The organism is Pseudomonas sp. Ag1 (assembly GCF_000278565.1).
Taxonomy (GTDB): Bacteria; Pseudomonadota; Gammaproteobacteria; order Pseudomonadales; family Pseudomonadaceae; genus Aquipseudomonas.
The window spans coordinates 59,207-80,539 of sequence record NZ_AKVH01000088.1; the positions used below are offsets into that span (position 1 = coordinate 59,207).

The following is a 21,333-nucleotide window of genomic DNA, read 5'->3' on the forward strand; positions in this document are numbered from 1 at the left end:
TCCCTCAGCGACCGGCAACGGCCTGCGCGCCGGCGTCGGTGAAATTGAACACCTTGCCGCCCTGGGCCTGGGCAAATTGCTGCGCCTGGCCCTTGAGCAGGAATGCACTGAGTTGGCCGTGCTGGTTGGTGGCAAACCAGGCCTGGCTCGCCAGTAGCTTGATGCCGCTGTCTTCGGCCTGGGCATACACGGCGCGCACCGCCTTGCCCTGTTTGTTCAGGCTGTCCAGCGCGGTGAACGCCGCCTCGGCCGACGCGTAATCGCGCACCTTGGGCTCACCCTTGACCCAGATTTGCGCGACGTGCTTCCAGTCAGTGATCGGCGCGCCGCTCAGAGCGTCGTTGGCCTTCAGCGGGGCCTGGCCGTAGTTGCCCAATTGCGCCGCATAGTCCAGGCCCGAGGCCTTGAACGCGGCACGGATGTACTGGTCATCGATAAAGGTATTGAGGTCCAGGCCACGGTCGGCCTTTTTCAGCAGCTTGAGGGTGTCGATCGCGGTGCCCACGGCCTGGCGGTATTCGGGTTTCCAGCTCAAGTCACGGGTCTGCACGCCCAGCGGGCCATGGAACAGGTAGTTGACCTCGGCTTCGACGCCGGTGACTTTTTCGATCAGCTCGCTGTACTTCTCCGGCTCTGCGGCCAGCAACTGATTGGCCTCGATACTCGCGCGCAGGTAGGCGACGACCACTTCCGGGTACTGTTTGGCATAACTTTCGTCCACCAGCGCGCCGTGGAACGTCGGAGTGTTGGATTGCGAGCCGTCGTAGATCTTGCGGGCGAAACCACGGTTGGGGAACAGTTCGCCGAACGGCACAAAGTCGGCATGGGCGTCGATCTTGTTGGCCTGCAACGCCGAGCCTGCCACTTCGGGCGCCTGGGCAATGATGTTGACGTCCTTGAGCGGGTCCCAGCCCTGGGCCGCAACAGCGCGCAGCAACATGCCATGGGCCGTGGAGGCGAACGGCACGGAAATCGTCTTGCCTTTGAGGTCCGCCAGGGACTGGGCGCTGGAAGCGACCGGCACCACAATGCCGTTGCCGCTGCCCTTGATGTTGCCCGACAACACGCTGATGAACAGGCTGTGCTTGCCCGCCGCCTCGAACGCTACGCCGTTGAAGGCACCGGGGAAGTCGGCCATTGCGCCAAAGTCCAGTTTGCCGGCGACCATTTCATTGGTCAGCGGCGCGCCACTGGTGAAGTTTTTCCACTGCACGTCGTAGGTCGCGTCCTTGTACTTGCCGTCGTGCGGCAGGTATTTGTCCAGCAGCCCCAGCTCGCGGATCAGCAAGCCGCCCGCGGCACAGTTGATGGTGGTGTCCTGGGTGCCGATGGCCACCCGGATCGTTTGTGCCTGGGCCGACAGGCTCAAGCAAGCCAGCACCAGGCCGGCCAGGGTTGCGCGCAATAACATTGGGTAGTTCCCCTCGAATCATGGTTGAAGGAATCGTCTCCGCCACGGTCTGGCGCGGTGGGAAACGAGGGGGTGTGGCTAGGGCTGCGTCCGGGGTTGGCGGATGGCGTTTGCGGCAGGTCTCAGCGCAACAGGTACGGAATTTCGACCTTGACGGCGCCGGTGGGGCAATCTTTTTCACAGGGCATGCAGTACCAGCATTCATCGAACGCCATATACGCCTTCTGCGTTGCCGGGTTGATCGCCAACAGGTCCATCGGGCACACGTCGACGCAGACCGTGCAGCCTTTTTCGGCGATGCACTTGTCCTCGTCCACCGTTACCGGGGCGTTGGAGCGGAAGAATATTTCCTGGGGCTGATAGGCCATTTCACGGTGTCCTGTGGTGAGCGAGCTTGGGGGGCACATTCAGGCGGCGTCAGCCCCTACGCGCAGGCGGTCGTAAGCCTGCATCTCTTCGGCATCCAGCGGGATCACATAGGGCTCGACGGGTTTCTTGAAGCTGACCATCTGCCCGTCGTCGCCCTTTTTCAGGTGGCAATGGCAGAACCAGTCGGCGTCGTTGCGTTGCGGGTGATCGACCCGGTAGTGGTACAGGCCCCAGCGGCTTTCGGCGCGGTAGAGCGAGGCGCGGGCGGCCATTTCGGCGCAGTCGCGGATCACGCTGGTTTCCATGGCGCGCATCAATTCATGGGGGTTGTGCGCCTTCATCTGGTCCAGGTCGCGCTCGATATCGGCGAAGCGTTGCAAGCCGATTTCCATCTTGCGGGTGACCTTGGGCGGCTGCAGGTAATCGTTGACGAAGCGCCGCAGCTTGTACTCGACCTGGGCCGGCGGCAGACCGGTTTCGCGGTCCAGTGGCGCATAGACCCGAGCCTGCTCGGCGGCCACTTGCCGGGCATCCACCGCGCTGAATTCGCGCCCGGCCACAAAGCTTGCCGCGTTGGTGCCGGCAAACCAGCCATAGGTGAACGCGCCGAGCATGTAGTTATGTGGCACCGCCGCCATGTCGCCCGCTGAATACAGGCCCTTGACCGAGGTTTCCGCGCGCTCGTTAACCCACACGCCCGACGCCGAATGCCCGCTGCAAAAGCCGATCTCGGAGATATGCATCTCGACCATCTGGCTGCGGTAGTCGGTGCCCCGGTTGGCGTGGAACTGCCCACGGCTGGGGCGCTCGTTGCTGTGCAGGATCTGCTCGATGTTCTGGATGGTTTCCTCCGCCAGGTGATCGAGCTTGAGGAACACCGGGCCGTTGCCGCTTTCCAGTTCCTGGTGGAACTCCCACATCATCTGCCCGCTCCAGTAGTCGCACTCGATGAAGCGTTCACCCTTGTTGTTGGCGGTGTAGCCGCCCAAGGGGCCGGTGACATAGGCGCACGCCGGGCCGTTGTAATCCTTGATCAGCGGGTTGATCTGGAAGCACTCCAGGTTCGCCAGTTCGGCTCCGGCGTGGTAGGCCATGGCGTAGCCGTCGCCGGCATTGGTCGGGTTTTCATAGGTGCCCATCAGGTAGCCCGAGGACGGCAAGCCCAGGCGGCCGGCCGCGCCGCAGCAGAGGATCACCGCCTTGGCCTTGATCACCTGGAAGTCCGCAGTGCGGCAGTCAAAACCCATCACGCCATTCACCGCGCCTTCGCTGTCGGTCAGCAAGCGGGTGCACACCAGGCGGTTGGTGATACTGACCCGGGCGCGCTTGAGCTGGCGATACAGCACCTTCTTGATGTCGTGCCCTTCAGGCATCGGCAACACGTAGGCGCCCATGTGATGGACTTTCTTCACCGCGTAATCGCCGGTTTCGTCCTTCTCGAACTTCACGCCCCAGCGGTCCAACTGCTCGATGGTTTCAAAACTGTGGGTCGCGTAGGCGTACACCGCCGCCTGATTGACGATGCCGTCGTTGGCAATCGTGATTTCCTTGGTGTACTGCTCCGGCGTGGAGTGGCCGGGAATGATCGCGTTGTTGAGGCCGTCCATGCCCATGCTGATGGCGCCGCTGCGCTTGACGTTGGCCTTGTCGATCAGCAATACGCGCAGATCGCGGTTGGCCTCCTTGGCCTTGATCGCCGCCATGGGGCCGGCAGTGCCGCCGCCGATCACCACGATGTCGTATTCCAGTTCCAGGGTTTGGCGGCTCACGGACGGCTACCTCGCTGACGGTCGATGCGCAGGCGATACTGAAACGCGTCGCCACGGTAATACAGGTGTTCGAAGTCCACGGGCTGGCCGTCTGCGGTGTGGGTCAGGCGTTCGATGCGCATGATCGGCGAGCCGGCCTCGACGTTCAGCGCCTGGGTCAGCTCGCTGTCGGCGAGTACCGCGTCAATCGCCACGTCGGCGTGACCCAGTTGCAAGCCACAGTCGTTCTCCAGGATCAGGAAGATGTCGCGGGTCACCAGGTCGGCGTTTTCCAGGCGTTCGCCCAGGGCCTGGCTGAGGTAGGTGATTTCCAGCGACACCGGTTCGCGGTTGATCAGCCGTACCCGCTTGATCTGCGCGACAGTGCTGCCCTCTTCCACGCCCAGGCGCTCGGCCACCAGCTTGTCGGCGGGCACGAAGCGGTAGCTGCGCAGGCGGTTGATCACTTCATAGCCGCGCTCGGTCATGGACTCGCCCAACCCCTGCAGGGTGCTGACGTTCTGATAAGCCTTGGGTTTGGAAACAAAGGTGCCTTTGCCGTGGATCTTGTAGATCAGGCCTTCCTTTTGCAGATCACCCAGGGCCTGGCGCACGGTGATGCGGCTGACTTTGAAGCGCGTGCCCAGTTCGCTCTCGGAAGGCATCTGGGTGTTCGGCGCGTACTCACCATCAAGGATGCGGCTGCGCAGCAGGTCCCGCAGTTGGGCATGCAGCGGAACGCTGGACAGAGGGGATAAGGCGACGGTTGATTCGTTCATCAGGACCACTTGTCATAACGAGTTATGACGTGATCATAAAGAGTCTTATGAAAAGCGTGGAAATACCGTTTTGGAATAAGGTTATGGACCGGCGAATCCCGCTGCACCTACGGGATGGGTGCAGTGGATCCGCCTGTTTTATAGAGCAGTGTCTGGACCTGATGAACAATCAGAAGTTATAGCTGACCCGGGTATAGAGGATGCGGCCAAACGGGTCGGCGTATTTCGGGTCGTACCCGCTCTGGAACGCATAGGTCTGGTTGCTGAACGGCGGTGCGCGGTCAAACAGGTTTTTCGCGCCCAGCGTGACGGCCAGGGACTTGCTCCAGTTGTAGGTACCCGCCAGGTCCCAGACGTTGTAAGAGCCTACGGAGTCGTGAGTGTCGGGGTCCGAGTCGTGATAGCCACTGGTGTAGCGGTTGGTCAGGCTGACGCCCAGCGGTCCGCGGGCCCAGGTGCCGGTCAGGCTGTGGCGCCAGCGTGCAACGGCGCCCGCGGTGGAGAACTCGCCGCCACGAAAATCACCGAGTTTGTCGATGTAGTCGCCCTTGAGCTCCTGCTGGTATTTGTATTCGTTGACGTAGGTGCCTTGCAGGCCGATGCCGAAGTCACCGATGGCGGTGCTCGGGAAGCGGTAGTCGAAACTCACATCCACGCCGTTGGTCTTGGTCTTACCCAGGTTGGCAAGGCCGGTAACGATGTGATCGATGGAGCCATCCGCCTTGCGAATCAAGCGGTCGCCGTAGGCATCCGGGTCGTCGAATACCGACGACTCAGGAAACTCGGCAATCTGGTTGGCGATGGTGATCCACCAGAAATCCAGGCCGGCACTGAGGCGCTCGATCGGTTGGAACACGAAACCAAAGGTCACGTTACGTGCGGTTTCCGGGCTCAAGCTGCCGTTGCCCCCGCTTTGCCGGCGGAACTGCTGGGCGCAGTCGCGGTTGCCGATCCCGCCATTGGCCGGGGTGCCGCCCGGGCACAGGCGCGGGTCGTTGTAGTTGGCCACGGTGTAGCTGGTGTAGGTCGGGTTGTACAACTCGTACAGCGACGGCGCACGGAAGCCTTCACTGTAGGCACCGCGCACCACCAGTTCCTTGAACGGCTGGAAGCGGAACGAGTATTTCGGGTTGGTGGTGCTGCCAAAGTCGCTGTATTTGTCATGACGCACGGCGGCAGACAGTTCCAGGCTTTCGAGCACCGGCACGTTGACCTCGGCGTACTCGGCCGACACGCTGCGATTGCCGCGCACCGCGCCATTGGGGTCTACGCCCAGGCTCTGCACGGTCTCGGCAAACTGGGCGAAATCCTGGTGGAAATCCTCCTTGCGATATTCACCGCCCAGCGCCAGGCCCGTCGGCCCCGCACCGAACCAGTCGCCGATTTCACGGCTTACGCGCCCGTCGATACTCTTCACTCGGCCCACGGCAGTGGCGTAATCGCCATCGACGCGGCTGGAGGCGAGCAACGCCCTGCCCGCTTCACTCTGCGGCCCGAACGGGTTGATCACACCGTTGGCAATCCCCTGGCTGATGGTCTGGTCGTTTACATAGCCGTCAAGAATGGTTTGCACCACTTTGTTCTGGTTGTAGGACGCGCCGACGTTGTAGTCCCAGTTCGCCACATTGCCTTCAAAGCTCAGCAGCAGCCGCTGGCTGGTGTTGTCATCTTCGTGCTTGCGCGCGCCGGCATCGGTTTCACGCCAGTTCACGTCTACCGGCTGTGTCGGGTCCAGGGCGAAACCCGTGGGGCCCGGGGTGATGCCGTTGCCCGGATAGAAAGGCGTACCCGGATTGACCTGGGCGCCCATCAGGGTGCCTGGGCCAATCTGCGTACGGTTTTCGTTGCGCGCCCAGAAGTATTCGAGGCTGACGGTATGGTCATCGGCCAGCTTGCCGGTGGCTTTGGCAAAGGCCGAGGTTTTTTCGGTTTCCGGCACCAGGTCCAGGTAACTCCACAGGCTTTGGCGGCAGATGCCATTGCGTGACAGCAGCCCGGGGGAGTTGCAACCGGAGCCGGCCAGCGGGTTGGTCGCGTTGCTGCCCTGGCTCCAGTTGGCCGGCGCGGCGGTGCCGGAGGTGAAATCCAGGCCGCGACCGGGCTGGTAGTTGTAGGTGAAGTCACGGTCCTTGGCCGCCAGGCGCGTCTGCTTGTCGTAGCTGACCACGCCGAACACGTTGAAGCGGTCCTCTTCAAGGTCGCCGAAACCGTAGCTGCCGCTGAAGTTATGGCTGTCGCCGCCGCCGGAGCGTGTGGGCGAATCGTAGTTGGTGGAAAGTTGCCCACCGGTGAGGCTGGTCTTGGTAATGAAATTGATCACCCCGCCAATCGCGTCGGTACCGTACAGCGCCGAGGCGCCATCGCGCAGGACTTCCACGCGGTCGATGGCGGCGAACGGGATGGTGTTCAAATCCACCCCGGAACCGTTGGTGGTGTTGACGGCGTTGTTGCTCAGGCGCCGGCCATTGAGCAGCACCAGGGTTTTGTTCGCGCCAATCCCGCGCAAGTCGGCATACGCCGCACCGCCGCTGCTGGAACCCACCGAACGCCCGGAGCCAACGGCAGACTGGTTGGCCGAAATGCGGTTGATCAACTCCTCGGTGGTGCTCACACCCTGCTCGCGCAATTGCTCGACCCGCAGGATGGTTACCGGCACTGCCGTTTCCGCGTCCACCCGGCGAATCGCCGAGCCGGTCACCGTGACTTTTTCCAGGCGGTAATCAGTACTTTTGCCCTCGGCCGGTGCGACGCTGGTGGACGTCACGGGTGCTGGATGCACCGTCAGCCCCTGTTCGCTGTCGCTCACTTGCAGGCCGCTGCCCTGCAACGCCTTGTCCACCGCTTGCAGGCTGCCCAAATCGCCGCGGATGGCGGCACTGCGCTTGCCCTGCACCCACTGTTGATTGAACGAAATCATCACCCCGGTCTGCCGGGAGATATCCAGCAGCACCGTATCAAGCGGGCCGCCAGCGATATCGAAGGTGAACACCTGGCCGGCCGCTTCCTGGGCCATCACCGATGTCGTGCACACGCCCATCGCCAGCGCCGCCGCCAGCGTCAGCCTTGGTAGTTGTTGTTTGAATAAAAACATCGAGGAACTCCCTGTTGTATGTGTCTACAGGGATGAGCAGCGGCAGACGGATATTTATAGGGCTGCGTTTAGGCGAAGACGCTATGAGTTTATAACCGGTTATAAGAGGCTTGCTGCATCGATTTGGCTGATGTCTTCTATTGGCCCGCAAGCGTTCATCCCCGCGCCAGGTGCTTTGTAGAATGAACCCCACAGTCAAGCCACCACCTTCGTGGTGTCGGAGGTTCTCATGCGTTATCTGCTTATCGCCGTGCTGGGCCTGTTCAGCACACTTGCCTTCGCCCAGGGCGAAACCCCGGCACCCACTGTGAGTGCCAACGCCCCCGCCAGCGAGGCGTACGACTATTCCCAGGACCTGGACATCGCCAAGGTGGTGCGCGTCAGTACCGAATCCTCCACCGAGTGCGGGCCGGTCAAGGGTCACATGGTCTACATCGACAGCCACGGGGTGCGTCATGAACTGGACTACATGCGCCTGGGCGATGCCTGCCAGCACGGTTGAGCGCAAACCATTCGTCGGGCTCGACCGGCATCGATTACAACTATCCGGCAGCTGAAAATCACTAATCCATAGAACCCGTTGTGATCTATGGAGATTGAGATGACTGACTACCCGCGCCCACCTTTCGCCAGCCAGGCCCAATCCGTTCCCGGCTCGCAGAAGAAGATGGACCCCTATCCCGACTGCGGCGAGAAGAGCTACACCGGCTCCGGCCGCCTGGCCAACAAGATCGCCCTGATCACCGGCGCCGACAGCGGTATCGGCCGCGCCGTGGCGATTGCCTTTGCCCGCGAAGGTGCCGATGTGGCCATCGCCTACCTGGACGAACACGAGGACGCGAAGGAAACCGCACGCTGGGTGGAAGAAGCCGGCCGCCAATGCCTGTTGCTGCCCGGCGACCTCGCGCAAAAAGCCAACTGCCAGGCGATTGTCGACCAGACCGTCGAGCAGTTCGGGCGGATCGACGTGCTGGTCAATAACGCTGCATTCCAGATGACTCACGAGACCCTCGAAGAAATACCCGACGAGGAATGGGTCAAGACCTTCGATATCAACATCACCGCGATGTTTCGCATCTGCAAGGCGGCGCTGCCGCATATGAAGGCCGGCGGGTCGATCATCAATACCAGCTCGGTGAATTCCGATATGCCCAAGCCAACGTTGCTGGCATACGCCGCCACCAAGGGCGCGATTGCGAACTTTACCGGTGGCCTGGCGCAACTGCTGGGCAGCAAGGGCATCCGCGTGAACAGCGTGGCGCCGGGGCCGATCTGGACGCCGTTGATTGTCTCGACGATGCCGGACGAAGACGTGAACAGCTTCGGCAGCGAGACACCGCTGGGCCGCCCCGGCCAGCCGGTGGAAGTAGCACCGATCTATGTGTTGCTGGCGTCGGATGAGGCGAGTTACATCTCGGGCTCGCGGTATGCGGTGACGGGCGGCAAGCCGATTCTCTAGGGTCGGATGCAAATCCAGTGTGGGAGCGGGCTTGCTCGCGAAGGCGGAGTGTCAGGCAATGCATCTGTGACTGATCCAACGCCTTCGCGAGCAAGCCCGCTCCCACATTGGGTGCTCGGTCAGCCCGGAGATCGTGTCGGGTCAGCCTTGCGCGGATAGGTTCTTTCCTCCTGAATCCGTCCATCCATGCTGTGAATCCTCAGCGACGCCGTCTTGTCGCTGAGAAACTCCTTCGCCAACTCAACGATCGCCTCCTTGGTCTCTGCCGTTTTCGACGGCCGTGCCGAGCCCTGCTTGGTCAACGCCCAACCGGTGCCGGTCTTGTTGATGTTGTAGGTATCCATGGTCTGCTCCTTCGCCTGAATAAACACGGCACGCGGCAAAACCCGCGCCCTACTATTGCGAGCGCGGCTGCCGGGCAGAGTTCAAGGCAGTTGGTGGGCCAGGTTACGGGCGGCCCTACAGGTCAAACCGATCCACGGCCCTGCGCCGCTCATTGTCGTCGCGCACATCGTAGGTGGCGGTGGTCTGGATATTGGTGTGGTGCGCCAGCTTCTGGGCGATCGACAGGTCGTACTCTTCAATGACCCGCGTGATAAACGAACGGCGGAAATCATGGGGCATGATTTTCACGCCGACCTGTTCCCCACGCTGGCGGGCGATGTAGTAAATCGCGTGTTTGGTGATGCGCTCGCGGGTGATATGGCTGCCCCGGCGAATCCGGTTGAACAGGAAACCGTCGTCCTGTTCCCCCGGTTTCAGCTGGCTGCGGCGAAACTCCAGCCATGCCTCCAGCTTGGCAAAGGCCCAGGCCGGTGCGTACTTGATCAATTGCTTGTTGCCCTTGCCGGTAACCTGCAGGCTGCGCTCGTCAAAGTTGACCTGGCCCAGCTCGATGTTCACCGATTCCGACTTGCGCATGCCCGAGCCATACAGGATCCCGATCACCGCCGCATCCCGCAGGCCCTGCGGGCGCGGATCGGCGGCGCAGACTTCCATCAACTCACGAATCAGCGTACGCCGCAGGTTGCGCCCCTGGCTCAGGCGGGTGCCGGCCATGGCCTTGACCGAGCGCATCTTCAGCAGGTGGTCCTGGCTGATCAGGCTCATGCGCCAGGCTTCGTTCATCACCCCGCGCACGGCGTTGACGTACAGCGATGAGGTGTTCGGCGCATACCCGTCTTCCCGCAGCACCGCCACCAGGGCCATGACGTGTTCGGGCTGCAGCAGGTGCCAGTCGATGTCTTCGAGGTTGATGTCTTCAAAGCCCAGGCGGTCGGCAGCGTCCTGCAGCACGTAGCGCATGGTCAGCTGGCTGGAGGGCGCCAGGCGGGTGAGATAGAGGGTCAGCGGGTTGCGGGTAGACTCAGTCAAGGTAGATCAGCCTTTGGATTAAATATGTCGACTAACCATCTGTTTAATCGACATATTTAGTGAATTGGCGAGCGCCGAGTCTAGCGCAGGTCAATCCCCGGGGCTATTCCTGATCGTCTTCCGCCGGGGCTGGCGTCTGCTGCTGGCTCCAGTCGGTGTCCTGCTTCTGCATCAAGGCAAACCAGTGCTGGCGCATGAACTCCAGGTACGGTTTGGGCGCCCTGGCAAAATCTTCTTCGTCGCCGTAACAGCCAGGAAGCGGCAGCTCGGTACCCTGCTCCTTGTACTGGCTGACCAGCGCCTGTTGGGCGGCGATGCTGCAATCCTTGGGCAACGGCATGCCCTGCAGGGCGCCGGCGTCTTCATCCCACCAGCTGGCGCCATAGCGGTCGATGCCGCGCAGGCGGTACTTCTGCGACTTGCCGATGTGCATGATCAGCTTGAAATCATTGGGGCTGACGTCACTGGTGCAGGTGCGGCTATACCCCACGGTGACCTGGCTGATGCCATCGCCCAGCAGGTCGGTGACCCGGGTGGCGTCGCTGTTGAAGTGCGCTCCGGCATCGAACTCGCAATGCTGCACGTCGTCGTAGAGCATCCACAGGCGCTTGGGCCGGTCACCGTCGAGCAGGTACTGGGCGGCGTAGACAAAGGCCGACTGCGCACCGTCGTCGTCGCGTTCGCTGACTTGCTCTGCGAGTACCACCAGGTTCTTGCCCTGTTTGTCGCTCCAGACGAAGGCGCCGACCTGTTTACCCCGCACTTCTACGCCATCGGGCACCTGGTCGATGGACGTCAGTGCCACGCCGTCATCGGCCCGCACACTCGTGGCCCAGGCCACCGTCATCAACAACACCATCAACATTGGCCGTAAACGCTGCACGCTATTCATCCGACTGCCCTGGCAAGAGATGGCTTACTTTACCGGCACTTGCGCGGCATTGCAGAGAAGATTCTTCAGGAACCAGCCCGCGCGCGGAAAAAGCCTACCGGCCCTTCTCGCCTCATCGGCACAGCGTTGTCCGTGCTTCTGCTGTTTACCTGAACCCTAGCTGTCTACCTGCCAAAAAAACGACTTTTTCATCTGCGTTTCATATTCGTTGAACATTTTTGCGCTTAATCTTGGCGGCACGACTTGAGAACGAACCGTACTTTGCAGGTTAACTCGTTGATTCCGCTTTACCTTTGAGCATTTTAGTCTTTACTCACGTAAGCCATGGAAGAACCACTGTGACCTGTCAGGACTGTCGAATGAATGCCACAAATCAACGCTATCTTTGATCGGATGCCCGGCATCCGAGGCTGACGATAACTGCTGTCTTTACGCTCCAAGTTGCTCTAACCCCCGAGGTAATGAATCTTTGAAACCCTATCCAATTCATTGCGTGTCGATCGTTATCCCGGTCTACAACGAACAAGAAAGCCTGCCTGAACTGCTGCGCCGCACCATGGCGGCCTGCAAACAACTGGCTTACGAATACGAAATCATCCTGGTGGACGACGGCAGCCGCGACAACTCCGCGCAATTGCTGGAAGACGCCGCCGCGCTCGAAGGCAGCAATGTGGTGGCGGTGATCCTCAACCGCAACTACGGCCAGCACGCCGCGATCATGGCCGGCTTCGAGCATTGCCGGGGCGACGTGGTGATCACCCTGGACGCCGACCTGCAAAACCCGCCGGAAGAAATCCCGCGTTTGGTCGAACAGGCCGCCCTGGGCTATGACGTGGTTGCCACCGTGCGCAACAACCGCCAGGACTCGGCCTTCCGCCGCTGGCCGTCGCGCCTGATCAACCTCGCCGTGCAACGCTCCACCGGCGTGGCCATGAGCGACTACGGCTGCATGCTGCGTGCTTATCGCCGCACCATCGTCGACGCCATGCTGGCCTGCCGCGAGCGCAGCACCTTTATCCCGATCCTGGCCAACAGCTTTGCGCGCCACACCACGGAAATCCTGGTGCATCACGCCGAGCGTGAACACGGCGAGTCCAAATACAGCCCGATGCGCCTGATCAGCCTGATGTTCGACCTGCTGACCTGCATGACCACCACGCCATTGCGCCTGTTGAGCATCGTCGGTTTCAGCCTGGCGGCCCTGGGCATGCTCTTCGCCTTTGCACTGATCGTGCTGCGTCTCGCTTTCGGCTCCGGCTGGGCTGGCGACGGCATGTTCGTGCTGTTCGCCGTATTGTTCGTGTTCACCGGTGGCCAGTTCATCGGCATGGGCCTCCTGGGTGAATACCTGGGCCGCATGTACAGCGATGTGCGGGCCCGCCCACGGTTCTTTATCGAAAAAGTGCTGCGCAACCAACCGGCAGCACCGGCCGAGACCTTTACGGTCGACGGCCTGACGTCCTCCCACACCTCTACTTCTCCTTCCGATCAGGTTTCGTCATGAATTCAAACGCTGTTGTCTTCGCTTACCACGATATTGGCTGTGCTGGCATTGAAGCCCTGCTCAATGCGGGTTACGAAATTGCTGCCGTGTTCACCCATGCCGATGATCCCAAGGAAAACAATTTCTACGGTTCCGTCGCCCAGCTGTGCGCCCGCAATGGCATCCCGGTACACGCCCCGGAAGACGCCAACCACCCGCTGTGGATCGAGCGCATCGCCAAGCTGAACCCGGACTACATCTTCTCGTTCTACTATCGCAACCTGCTGAGCGAAGCCCTGCTGGCCACCGCCAAGAAAGGCGCGTTCAACCTGCACGGCTCCCTGCTGCCTAAGTACCGTGGCCGCGCACCGGCCAACTGGGTGCTGGTGAACGGCGAAACCGAAACCGGCGTGACCCTGCACCGCATGGTCAAGCGTGCCGATGCCGGCGCGATCCTGGCCCAGCAGAAAGTCGTGATCGAACGCACCGACACCGGCCTGACCCTGCACGCCAAACTGCGTGACGCCGCCACCAACCTGCTGCGCGATGCCCTGCCCCAACTGGCTCAAGGCAAGCTGACCGAAACCGCCCAGGACGAAAGCAAGGCCACCTACTTCGGTCGTCGCACCGCCGCAGACGGCAAACTGGATTGGAAAAAACCGGCTGAAGAGCTGTTCAACCTGGTTCGTGCCGTTACCCAACCATACCCGGGTGCCTTCTGCGCCGTGGGCGAGCACAAGCTGATCGTCTGGAACGCCGAAGTCGTCAAGGGCAACGAAGGCCTGGCGCCAGGCCGCGTGATCAGCGTCAACCCGCTGCGCATCGCCTGCGGTGAAGACTCCCTGGTGGTCAAGTTCGGCCAGCGCAACGAGAACGGCCTGTACCTGGCCGGCCCGTCCCTGGCGGATGAACTGGGCCTGGTGGACGGTTCCGTACTGCGCGGCGCCGAGTCCGGCCGCAAGCCCCGTCGTACCCGCGTGCTGATCCTGGGTGTGAACGGTTTCATCGGTAACCACCTGTCCGAGCGCCTGCTGCGTGACGACCGTTACGAAATCTACGGCCTGGACATCGGCTCCGACGCCATCGAGCGCCTGCGCAGCCACCCGAATTTCCACTATGTGGAAGGCGACATCAGCATCCACTCCGAGTGGATCGAGTACCACATCAAGAAGTGCGACGTGGTCCTGCCGCTGGTGGCCATCGCCACCCCGATCGAATACACCCGCAACCCGCTGCGCGTATTTGAACTGGACTTCGAAGAGAACCTGAAACTGGTTCGCTACTGCGTGAAGTACAACAAGCGCGTGATCTTCCCGTCGACCTCCGAAGTGTATGGCATGTGCCAGGACCAGTACTTCGACGAAGACACCTCCAACCTGGTGGTGGGCCCGGTCAACAAGCAGCGCTGGATCTACTCGGTCTCCAAGCAACTGCTGGACCGCGTGATCTGGGCCTACGGCGACAAGGGCCTGAAGTTCACCCTGTTCCGTCCGTTCAACTGGATGGGCCCGCGCCTCGACCGCCTGGACTCGGCCCGTATCGGCAGCTCCCGCGCCATCACCCAGCTGATCCTGAACCTGGTGGAAGGCACGCCGATCCGTCTGTTCGACGGTGGCGAGCAGAAGCGTTGCTTCACTGACATCGCCGACGGCATCGAAGCCCTGGCCCGCATCATCGATAACGACAACGACAACTGCAACGGCCAGATCATCAACATCGGCAACCCGGAAAACGAAGCCAGCATCCGTCAGTTGGGCGAAGAACTGCTGCGTCAGTTCGAAGCTCACCCGCTGCGCAGCAACTTCCCTCCGTTCGCCGGTTTCCGCGACGTGGAAAGCAAGGCGTTCTACGGCACCGGTTACCAGGACGTCGCGCACCGCAAGCCAAGCATCGACAACGCCAAGCGCCTGCTGAACTGGGAGCCTACCGTGGAGATGAGCGAAACCATCGGCAACACCCTGGATTTCTTCCTGCGTGAAGCCATGCTCGAAATCGCGGACAAGCGTTGATGCAAGCGGGTCTACGCATCGACGTCGACACTTACCGAGGCACCCGTGAAGGGGTGCCAAGGTTGTTGGAGTCGCTCGACGAAGCCGGGGTCAAGGCGACCTTCTTCTTCAGCGTCGGGCCGGACAACATGGGGCGCCACTTGTGGCGCCTGATCCGCCCGCAATTCCTGTGGAAGATGCTGCGCTCCAACGCGGCCGGTTTGTACGGCTGGGACATTTTGCTGGCCGGCACCGCCTGGCCGGGCAAACCCATTGGCCGCGACCTGGGGCACCTGATGCGCCAGGCCAAGGCCGCCGGGCATGAAGTCGGGCTGCACGCCTGGGATCATCACGGCTGGCAAGCCAACACCGGGCGCTGGAGCGATGCACAGCTGATCGAGCAGATTCGCCGTGGCGTCGACACCTTGAGCGACATCCTCGGTGAACCCATCGACTGCTCAGCCGCCGCGGGCTGGCGTGCCGATGAGCGCGTGGTGCAAGCCAAGCAACAGTTCAACTTCCGCTACAACAGCGATTGCCGTGGTACCAGCCTGTTCCGGCCGACCCTGGCGGATGGCAGTGCCGGCACGCCACAAATTCCGGTGGACATGCCGACCTTCGACGAAGTCGTGGGCCCGGTGGTGGCCGCCAAGGATTTCAATAGCTACATCCTCGACCGCTTCAAGCCGTCGAAGCTCAACGTCTATACGATCCACGCAGAAGTAGAAGGGATTCTGATGGCCAATGATTTTCGCCAGTTGCTCGCCCAGGCAGGGCAGCGCGGCATCGCGTTCAAACCGTTGGGCGACCTGTTGCCCGCCGACCTCACCACCCTGCCCCAGCAACAGCTGGTGCGTGGTGCGTTGAGCGGCCGTGAAGGCTGGCTCGGAGTGCAGAAGGCATGATCCGGCGCTGGGCCCTGCCCCTGCTCCTGCTGGCCTTCGGGGTGTTCTACCTGATCCCGTTGGCCACCCACGGGCTGTGGATCCCCGACGAAACCCGCTATGCGCAGATCAGCCAGGAAATGCTGCTGACCGGCAAATGGGCCTCGCCACACTTCATGGGGATTCGCTACTTCGAGAAACCGGCGGCCGGTTACTGGATGATCGCGCTGGGCCAGGCGATTTTCGGGCAGAACCTGTTCGGCGTACGTTTTGCCTCGGCCTTGAGCACTGGCTTGAGCATCCTGCTGGTGTATTTCGTGGCCCGGCGTTTGTGGAACGACCCGCGCAAGAGCCTGGTCAGCGCCGTGCTGTACATGAGTTTTGTCAGCGTCGCGTTCCTGGCGGGCTATGCCAACCTCGACCCGCAGTTCACCTTCTGGGTCAACCTGACCGGGGCGGCGCTGTGGTTCTGCTTCGACAGCACCACCACCCGCGGCCGGCTGTGGTCGTGGGCCTTGCTCGGGTTCGCCTGCGGCATGGGGTTCATGACCAAGGGTTTCCTTGCCTGGTTGCTGCCGGTGCTGATCGCCCTGCCCTACGTGCTCTGGCAAAAACGCATTCGTGAACTGCTCACCTATGGCCTGGTGGCCGTGGTGGTGGCGATTGTCGTGAGCCTGCCCTGGGCGCTGATGGTGCATGCCCAGGAACCGGACTACTGGAATTTCTTCTTCTGGCACGAGCACATCCAGCGCTTTGCCGGCGACGACGCCCAGCACTCCGAGCCCTTCTGGTATTACCTGCCGCTGATGGTTGCGTTCACCCTGCCGTGGATGGCGTTGCTGCCGTCCACCGTGAAGCAGGCATGGCTGGAAAAACGCAACAGCAAGGTCGCCTTCCTGCTGCTGTGGCTACTGATGCCGCTGGCGTTCTTCAGCCTGGCCAAGGGCAAGCTGCCGTCGTACATCATGCCGTGCCTGCTGCCACTGGCGCTGCTGATGGGGCATACCCTCGCCGACAAACTGGCCCAGGCCCGTGGCCGCGTACTGCGCATCAACGGCTGGGTGAATCTGGTCATTGGCGTATTGGCGTTGCTGACCCTGACCTGGTTCCAGCTGAAAAAACCGGTGTACGAGCACGGCCAGGAAACACTCAGCCTGGTGCTGGTGTTCGTCTTCCTGTTCGGCTGGATCATCGCCAACCTGCTGCAAGCCGCCCGCCCGTTGCACATGTGGGCCGCACCGGTGATCGGCAGCTGGTTGCTGGTGGCGCTGGTGCCGGCCGCGTTGCCGCACTCGGTGGTTTATAACAAGACCCCCGACCAGTTCATCATCGACCACCTCCAGGAGCTGCAGCCGACCACTGCGTTGCTGAGCAACGACCTCGGCGCCGCATCGGCCTTGTCATGGCGCCTGCAGCGTCCTGAAGTGATGCTCTACAACACCGTTGGCGAAGTGAAATACGGCATCGCCTTCCCGGACACCGCTTACCGCAAGATCGATGCCGCCAGCGTCCAGCAATGGATGAGCGAGGCGCGCAAACACGGTTCGGTGGGCGTGGTGATGCGGGTCAAGGGTGACGACGAACGCCAGGAAGTGGACCTGCTGCCCAAAGACGGCAAGCGTTACGAGCAGGGCAATATCGTGATTCTGATCTTCCCGCAGAGCGCGCCATGACCACTCTGCTGCTGTTGTTAGGTGCCTGCCTGCTGACCTGCATGGGCCAGGTGTCCCAGAAGTTTGCCGTGGAAGGCTGGCGTGACCAGCCCGACGGTTGGGCCCCGAAGCTGCGCTCGCCGTGGCTGTGGTTGGCGCTGGTGTGCCTGGGCCTGGGTTTGCTGGTGTGGCTGCTGGTGCTGCAACGTTTGGAAGTCGGCATCGCCTACCCGATGCTGAGCCTCAACTTTGTATTGGTCACCCTGGTGGCGCGCTTTGTGTTCCATGAACACATCGATGGTCGCCACTGGTTCGGCGTGCTGCTGGTGATTGCCGGTGTGGTGCTGCTGGGGCGCCAGGTATGAGTCGCGCTCGCGGTTTTACCCTGGCCCTGGGCAGCGTGGCACTGGTCAGCGGTGCCCAGTTGGGCATGCGCTGGAGCATGACGCGCCTGCCACTGCCCACCGAATGGCTGACAGCACTCAACACGGGTGCCATCGACCTCGGCGCACTGGGCGTGGTGATCCTGGCGATCATCGCCTATGCCCTGTCGATGCTCTGCTGGCTTGGCGCGCTCAAAGACCTGCCGCTGGGCCGTGCCTACTCGCTGCTCAGCATCAGCTACGCATTGGTCTACCTGCTGGCCGCCAGCCTGCCGGTGTTCAACGAACATTTTTCGCTTTCAAAAACTGCGGGAGTGGCCTTGGTCATTCTCGGAGTCCTGACTATCAACTCTCGTCGTGCTAGCACCACAAGTCCCAGGAATGCCCCATGAAAATCAGTGTATTTGGTAGCGGTTACGTCGGTCTCGTACAGGCCACCGTGTTGGCCGAAGTCGGCCACGATGTCATCTGCATGGACGTTGACGAGAAAAAGGTCAAGCTGCTGCAACAGGGCCATGTGAGCATTTTCGAGCCGGGCCTGGCGGCCATGGTCAAGGAAAACCTCGAAGGCGGACGCCTGACGTTTACCTATGACGAAAAACTCGCGGTCGAACACGGCGAAGTGCTGTTCATCGCCGTGGGTACCCCTTCGGACGAAGACGGCTCGGCCGACCTGAAATACGTGCTGTCCGTGGGCGATGCAGTGGCTCGCCACCGTATCGACCCGGTGATCCTCGTGGAAAAATCCACCGTACCTGTAGGCACTGGCGACACTTTGCGTGCGCACATGGAAAAAGCCCTGCGCATTGCCGGCCGCCACCTGGAGTTCGATATCGTCTCCAACCCGGAATTCCTCAAGGAAGGCTCGGCCGTTGCCGACTGCCGCCGCCCGGACCGGATCGTCATCGGCTGCGAACGTGAGGAAGTGCGCGAGGTGATGCGTGAGTTGTATGCACCGTTCAACCGCAACCACGACCGCATCATCTTCATGGACCTGCGCAGCGCCGAACTGACCAAGTACGCCGCCAACTGCATGCTGGCCACCAAGATCAGCTTTATCAACCAGATCGCCGAACTGGCCGAACACCTGGGCGCCGACATCGAAGCCGTGCGCCTGGGCATTGGTGCCGACTCGCGTATCGGCTACCACTTCATCTACCCAGGTTGCGGTTATGGCGGCTCGTGTTTCCCCAAGGACATGCGCGCCCTGATCCACAGCGCCAAGGCCGCCAACTGCTCCAGCGACCTGCTGGAGGCCGTGGAAGCCATCAACCAGCGCCAGAAGAGCAAGCTGTTCGAACGCGCCAATGCATTCTTCAAGGGCGACCTGCGCGGCAAGACCTTCGCCTTGTGGGGCCTGGCGTTCAAGCCCAACACCGACGACATGCGCGATGCGCCAAGCCGGGTGCTGATGGAAGCCTTGTGGGCCGCCGGCGCCAATGTACGTGCGTTTGACCCGGAAGCCATGCAGGAAACCCAGCGCATCTACGGTGATGACCCGCGCCTGATGCTGATGGGCACCCCGGAATCCACCCTGAGTGGCTCTGACGCCTTGATCATCTGCACCGAATGGCAACAGTTCAAGGCACCGGACTTCGACCTGATCCAGCAACGCCTGAAAACCCCGGTGATCTTCGACGGCCGCAACCTGTACGACGGCGAACGCCTGGCACGCAAAGGCATCCAGTACTTCCCGATGGGCCGCGGCGATTCCTGCAACTTGCCGATCCCCCAGCAAAACTGGGCGCCTCAGGCCGAGGAAGCCTGAGACGTGGACAAAGCTCATCGGCCCCTGCTCAGCCCGACGATCCGCCGACACTCATGGATCCTGGGGCTGCTGGCCCTGATCCTGTTTGTCGCGGGCAACTGGAACCAGGCAATCATCGGCTTTGACTCGCGCTTCGTGCTGTTCGCCCAGGAGATGCTGCGCCACGGGCCGGGGTTCTTCCCGACCACGTACGGGCAACCTTATGCCGATTACCTGGCCACCTCGACGCTGCTGACCTGGCTGCTGTCGGTGCCCCTGGGGCAGGTCACCAGCCTGACGGCCTGGCTGCCCACGGCCATCGCTTCGGCACTGATCGTGGTGCTGCTCTACCGGCTGACCGCGCCCTACTCCCGGCGCTGGGCACTGCTGAGCATCGCGGTGATGCTGCTCAGCAGCACCTTCATCAGCGAAACCCGCGCGGTGTCCCTCGACCAGATGTTGGCTGCCGTGGCCCTGGCGGTGTTTTACCTGGGTTATGCCCATGACCACTTCGGCGCCGCCAAGCGCCTGCACTGGCTGTTTGCGCTGCTGATCCTGGGGTTTGCAATCCGTGGACCGATTGGCCTGGTCATTCCCACCGGCATGCTGTGCAGCTATTACCTGATCAACCGGCAATGGCGCCAGCTGTTCAGTTTCGGCCTGCTCGCGTTGGCGTTCCTGGCGGCGTGCGTGGGCCTGCTGTTGCTGCTGGCCAAGCTCAGTGGCGGTGAAACGTTCATGCAGGACGTAATCCGCATGCAGTTCCTGGGTCGCATGGATGGCACCGAAGGCTCCGGCAGCGCGCTGTATTATTTCAGCAGTTCGCTGGGCAACTACGCGCCGGCGTATCCGTTGGCAATACTCGCGCTGGTTGCGATTGTCGCCGGTGGCCGCGAGGACAAGGGCCCGGCGCTGAAACTGGTGCTGTACTGCCTCGCCGCCGGCTTGATCGTGATGATCGGCTTGTCGGTGCCCCAGGCGAAAAAAGCGCGCTATGTGCTGCCGATGCTGCCCCTGGCAGCAATCATCGCCGCGTATCCGTTCCAGGTGTCGCGAGGCAGACTGTTCGCCGGGCTGCGCTGGCTGATGCTGGGGTTGTGGACGGTCATTCCGGGGCTGCTGATCGCAGGCTTGTTCGTGGCGCGTCACCGCTTCCCCGAGCAGATTGGCAGCCTCAATCCGGTGTTCGGGATCCTGATCGCGATCCAGGTGCTGGCACTGGGCTTGCTGTTCAACCAGCGCCTTCGCTACGTGGGCCCGGCATTCGCCGCGGTATTGGCGGTGTGGCTGGCGTATATCGTGATGGTCGAGCCGCTGGAGCGCCGGTTGTATGACACGCGCACCTTTACCCTCCAGGCCCATGCGCTGACCCAGCTACAACCGGCGCCGCTGGTATTGCACGCACTGGGCAAGGACGCAAAAGCCATCAAGTTCATGGTCAACCTCGATTGCGACCGGGTGCCGTTGTTTACCCAGTTGCCTGCCGACCTGGCGCCGATCCAGGCTCCTGCATGGCTGATCATGAGCCAGTCGGACTATGAAGCGTTGAGCGACCCGCGTTTTCGTTCACTGCAGCCGGTACTGACCGGCCAGTTCGACAAGAACCCCTACGTACTGCTGCATTTGATCAAACCCGCACAACCTTGATACAGGGCGCGAGATAAGCGGAACCAACCGCTTATCCCGCGCCAGTACATTCAGTAGTTATAAATCCAAGTGTATGTAAGAAACTTCTTTGCCCATTCAACTTCGAAACTTTTAGCGTAGCAACTATCGAGAAACATCCTACGCATCTATACGCTGCTACCGATAAGACGCCCTCTTCCCGCCCCTAGCCCTCGACTGTAGACTCGCCTGCCAAGCGAGTTAATTATTTAATACCTTTTAACTATTTTCAGAAGTTCCAAAGGTGCGGTGTAAGGCATTCCTGTTACTTTCGAAAGAAACTCGACGAACGTAGCAGCAAGCCATCAATCAAGACATGCCCCGCTTAAACGAACAGTCGAAATAACAATAAAGACCTTTTAAACAGCATTCAGCGCTGCCGTTTATTTCATTTAGAGGAATGTTTTG

The 21,333-nt window shown here is 61.5% G+C and carries 18 protein-coding genes; 10 read left to right on the forward strand and 8 right to left on the reverse strand.

Going from position 1 to position 21,333, the window contains the following annotated elements:
- Nucleotides 1–4 precede the first annotated feature (4 nt).
- The 5 genes from A462_RS22255 to A462_RS22235 form a co-directional block, all read right to left on the reverse strand.
- On the reverse strand, nucleotides 5–1,411 hold the full coding sequence (locus tag A462_RS22255; protein WP_008433414.1) for an ABC transporter substrate-binding protein: 1,407 nt from the start codon (nucleotides 1,409–1,411) through the stop codon (nucleotides 5–7).
- Between the two features lie 122 nt (nucleotides 1,412–1,533).
- The gene (locus tag A462_RS22250; protein ID WP_003217650.1) at nucleotides 1,534–1,779 is read right to left on the reverse strand and encodes a 4Fe-4S dicluster domain-containing protein; all 246 of its coding nucleotides are present in this window, start codon (nucleotides 1,777–1,779) and stop codon (nucleotides 1,534–1,536) included.
- 39 nt (nucleotides 1,780–1,818) lie between these two features.
- Nucleotides 1,819–3,549 (reverse strand): fumarate reductase/succinate dehydrogenase flavoprotein subunit, encoded by a 1,731-nt coding sequence (locus tag A462_RS22245; RefSeq protein WP_008433417.1) that lies wholly within the window; start codon nucleotides 3,547–3,549, stop codon nucleotides 1,819–1,821.
- The gene (locus tag A462_RS22240; RefSeq protein WP_008433419.1) at nucleotides 3,546–4,307 is read right to left on the reverse strand and encodes a GntR family transcriptional regulator; all 762 of its coding nucleotides are present in this window, start codon (nucleotides 4,305–4,307) and stop codon (nucleotides 3,546–3,548) included. Before A462_RS22240 ends, A462_RS22245 begins: the two co-directional genes overlap by 4 nt.
- 169 nt (nucleotides 4,308–4,476) lie before the next feature.
- Nucleotides 4,477–7,398 (reverse strand): TonB-dependent receptor, encoded by a 2,922-nt coding sequence (locus A462_RS22235; protein WP_008433421.1) that lies wholly within the window; start codon nucleotides 7,396–7,398, stop codon nucleotides 4,477–4,479.
- A gap of 229 nt (nucleotides 7,399–7,627) precedes the next feature.
- Here A462_RS22235 and A462_RS22230 point away from each other — a divergent pair, with 229 nt between their 5' ends.
- The gene (locus tag A462_RS22230) at nucleotides 7,628–7,900 is read left to right on the forward strand and encodes a DUF2790 domain-containing protein (RefSeq protein WP_008433423.1); all 273 of its coding nucleotides are present in this window, start codon (nucleotides 7,628–7,630) and stop codon (nucleotides 7,898–7,900) included.
- A gap of 99 nt (nucleotides 7,901–7,999) precedes the next feature.
- Nucleotides 8,000–8,857, forward strand: coding sequence for an SDR family oxidoreductase (locus A462_RS22225; protein WP_003217640.1), 858 nt, complete (start codon nucleotides 8,000–8,002; stop codon nucleotides 8,855–8,857).
- Between the two features lie 119 nt (nucleotides 8,858–8,976).
- On the opposite strand, the gene A462_RS22220 is transcribed toward A462_RS22225, so the two are convergent.
- The 3 genes from A462_RS22220 to A462_RS22210 all read right to left on the reverse strand — a co-directional run bounded on the left by A462_RS22220 (nucleotide 8,977) and on the right by A462_RS22210 (nucleotide 11,123).
- The gene (locus A462_RS22220; RefSeq protein WP_003217639.1) at nucleotides 8,977–9,201 is read right to left on the reverse strand and encodes a DUF2188 domain-containing protein; all 225 of its coding nucleotides are present in this window, start codon (nucleotides 9,199–9,201) and stop codon (nucleotides 8,977–8,979) included.
- 115 nt (nucleotides 9,202–9,316) lie between these two features.
- Nucleotides 9,317–10,231: a site-specific integrase gene (locus A462_RS22215; protein WP_008433427.1), complete on the reverse strand. Its 915-nt coding sequence runs from the start codon at nucleotides 10,229–10,231 to the stop codon at nucleotides 9,317–9,319.
- 103 nt (nucleotides 10,232–10,334) lie between these two features.
- Entirely contained in the window at nucleotides 10,335–11,123 is a 789-nt protein-coding gene (locus A462_RS22210) for a M949_RS01915 family surface polysaccharide biosynthesis protein (protein ID WP_032899130.1), read from the reverse strand.
- 469 nt (nucleotides 11,124–11,592) lie between these two features.
- Between A462_RS22210 and arnC the strand changes: the two genes are divergently transcribed.
- The 8 genes from arnC to A462_RS22170 are packed head-to-tail and all read left to right on the forward strand — an operon-like array spanning nucleotide 11,593 to nucleotide 20,907.
- Nucleotides 11,593–12,627, forward strand: a complete 1,035-nt coding sequence (gene arnC / locus A462_RS22205; protein WP_008433430.1) for an undecaprenyl-phosphate 4-deoxy-4-formamido-L-arabinose transferase — start codon at nucleotides 11,593–11,595, stop codon at nucleotides 12,625–12,627.
- The gene (arnA, locus tag A462_RS22200) at nucleotides 12,624–14,615 is read left to right on the forward strand and encodes a bifunctional UDP-4-amino-4-deoxy-L-arabinose formyltransferase/UDP-glucuronic acid oxidase ArnA (RefSeq protein ID WP_008433433.1); all 1,992 of its coding nucleotides are present in this window, start codon (nucleotides 12,624–12,626) and stop codon (nucleotides 14,613–14,615) included. The genes arnC and arnA overlap by 4 nt, the downstream gene beginning before the upstream one ends.
- A complete protein-coding gene (gene arnD / locus A462_RS22195) occupies nucleotides 14,615–15,499 on the forward strand; it encodes a 4-deoxy-4-formamido-L-arabinose-phosphoundecaprenol deformylase (protein WP_023658828.1) in 885 nt (294 codons plus the stop codon). Before arnA ends, arnD begins: the two co-directional genes overlap by 1 nt.
- On the forward strand, nucleotides 15,496–17,151 hold the full coding sequence (arnT, locus tag A462_RS22190; RefSeq protein WP_008433436.1) for a lipid IV(A) 4-amino-4-deoxy-L-arabinosyltransferase: 1,656 nt from the start codon (nucleotides 15,496–15,498) through the stop codon (nucleotides 17,149–17,151). Before arnD ends, arnT begins: the two co-directional genes overlap by 4 nt.
- A complete protein-coding gene (gene arnE, locus A462_RS22185) occupies nucleotides 17,148–17,495 on the forward strand; it encodes a 4-amino-4-deoxy-L-arabinose-phosphoundecaprenol flippase subunit ArnE (protein WP_008433438.1) in 348 nt (115 codons plus the stop codon). The genes arnT and arnE overlap by 4 nt, the downstream gene beginning before the upstream one ends.
- On the forward strand, nucleotides 17,492–17,905 hold the full coding sequence (gene arnF / locus A462_RS22180; RefSeq protein WP_008433440.1) for a 4-amino-4-deoxy-L-arabinose-phosphoundecaprenol flippase subunit ArnF: 414 nt from the start codon (nucleotides 17,492–17,494) through the stop codon (nucleotides 17,903–17,905). Before arnE ends, arnF begins: the two co-directional genes overlap by 4 nt.
- Nucleotides 17,902–19,281, forward strand: coding sequence for a UDP-glucose dehydrogenase family protein (locus tag A462_RS22175; protein ID WP_008433443.1), 1,380 nt, complete (start codon nucleotides 17,902–17,904; stop codon nucleotides 19,279–19,281). The genes arnF and A462_RS22175 overlap by 4 nt, the downstream gene beginning before the upstream one ends.
- A 3-nt stretch (nucleotides 19,282–19,284) precedes the next feature.
- Complete coding sequence (locus tag A462_RS22170) at nucleotides 19,285–20,907, forward strand: ArnT family glycosyltransferase (RefSeq protein ID WP_008433446.1); 1,623 nt, start codon at nucleotides 19,285–19,287, stop codon at nucleotides 20,905–20,907.
- The last annotated feature ends 426 nt before the right edge of the window (nucleotides 20,908–21,333 follow it).

Bases quoted from the DNA above. Each gene is read 5' to 3' on its own strand.
- A462_RS22255 (WP_008433414.1), bottom strand. From the start codon at position 1,411: ATGTTATTGCGCGCAACCCTGGCCGGCCTGGTGCTGGCTTGCTTGAGC.
- A462_RS22250 (WP_003217650.1), bottom strand. From the start codon at position 1,779: ATGGCCTATCAGCCCCAGGAAATATTCTTCCGCTCCAACGCCCCGGTA.
- A462_RS22240 (WP_008433419.1), bottom strand. From the start codon at position 4,307: ATGAACGAATCAACCGTCGCCTTATCCCCTCTGTCCAGCGTTCCGCTG.
- A462_RS22235 (WP_008433421.1), bottom strand. From the start codon at position 7,398: ATGTTTTTATTCAAACAACAACTACCAAGGCTGACGCTGGCGGCGGCG.
- A462_RS22230 (WP_008433423.1), top strand. From the start codon at position 7,628: ATGCGTTATCTGCTTATCGCCGTGCTGGGCCTGTTCAGCACACTTGCC.
- A462_RS22225 (WP_003217640.1), top strand. From the start codon at position 8,000: ATGACTGACTACCCGCGCCCACCTTTCGCCAGCCAGGCCCAATCCGTT.
- A462_RS22220 (WP_003217639.1), bottom strand. From the start codon at position 9,201: ATGGATACCTACAACATCAACAAGACCGGCACCGGTTGGGCGTTGACC.
- A462_RS22210 (WP_032899130.1), bottom strand. From the start codon at position 11,123: ATGAATAGCGTGCAGCGTTTACGGCCAATGTTGATGGTGTTGTTGATG.
- arnA (WP_008433433.1), top strand. From the start codon at position 12,624: ATGAATTCAAACGCTGTTGTCTTCGCTTACCACGATATTGGCTGTGCT.
- arnD (WP_023658828.1), top strand. From the start codon at position 14,615: ATGCAAGCGGGTCTACGCATCGACGTCGACACTTACCGAGGCACCCGT.
- arnT (WP_008433436.1), top strand. From the start codon at position 15,496: ATGATCCGGCGCTGGGCCCTGCCCCTGCTCCTGCTGGCCTTCGGGGTG.
- arnE (WP_008433438.1), top strand. From the start codon at position 17,148: ATGACCACTCTGCTGCTGTTGTTAGGTGCCTGCCTGCTGACCTGCATG.
- arnF (WP_008433440.1), top strand. From the start codon at position 17,492: ATGAGTCGCGCTCGCGGTTTTACCCTGGCCCTGGGCAGCGTGGCACTG.
- A462_RS22175 (WP_008433443.1), top strand. From the start codon at position 17,902: ATGAAAATCAGTGTATTTGGTAGCGGTTACGTCGGTCTCGTACAGGCC.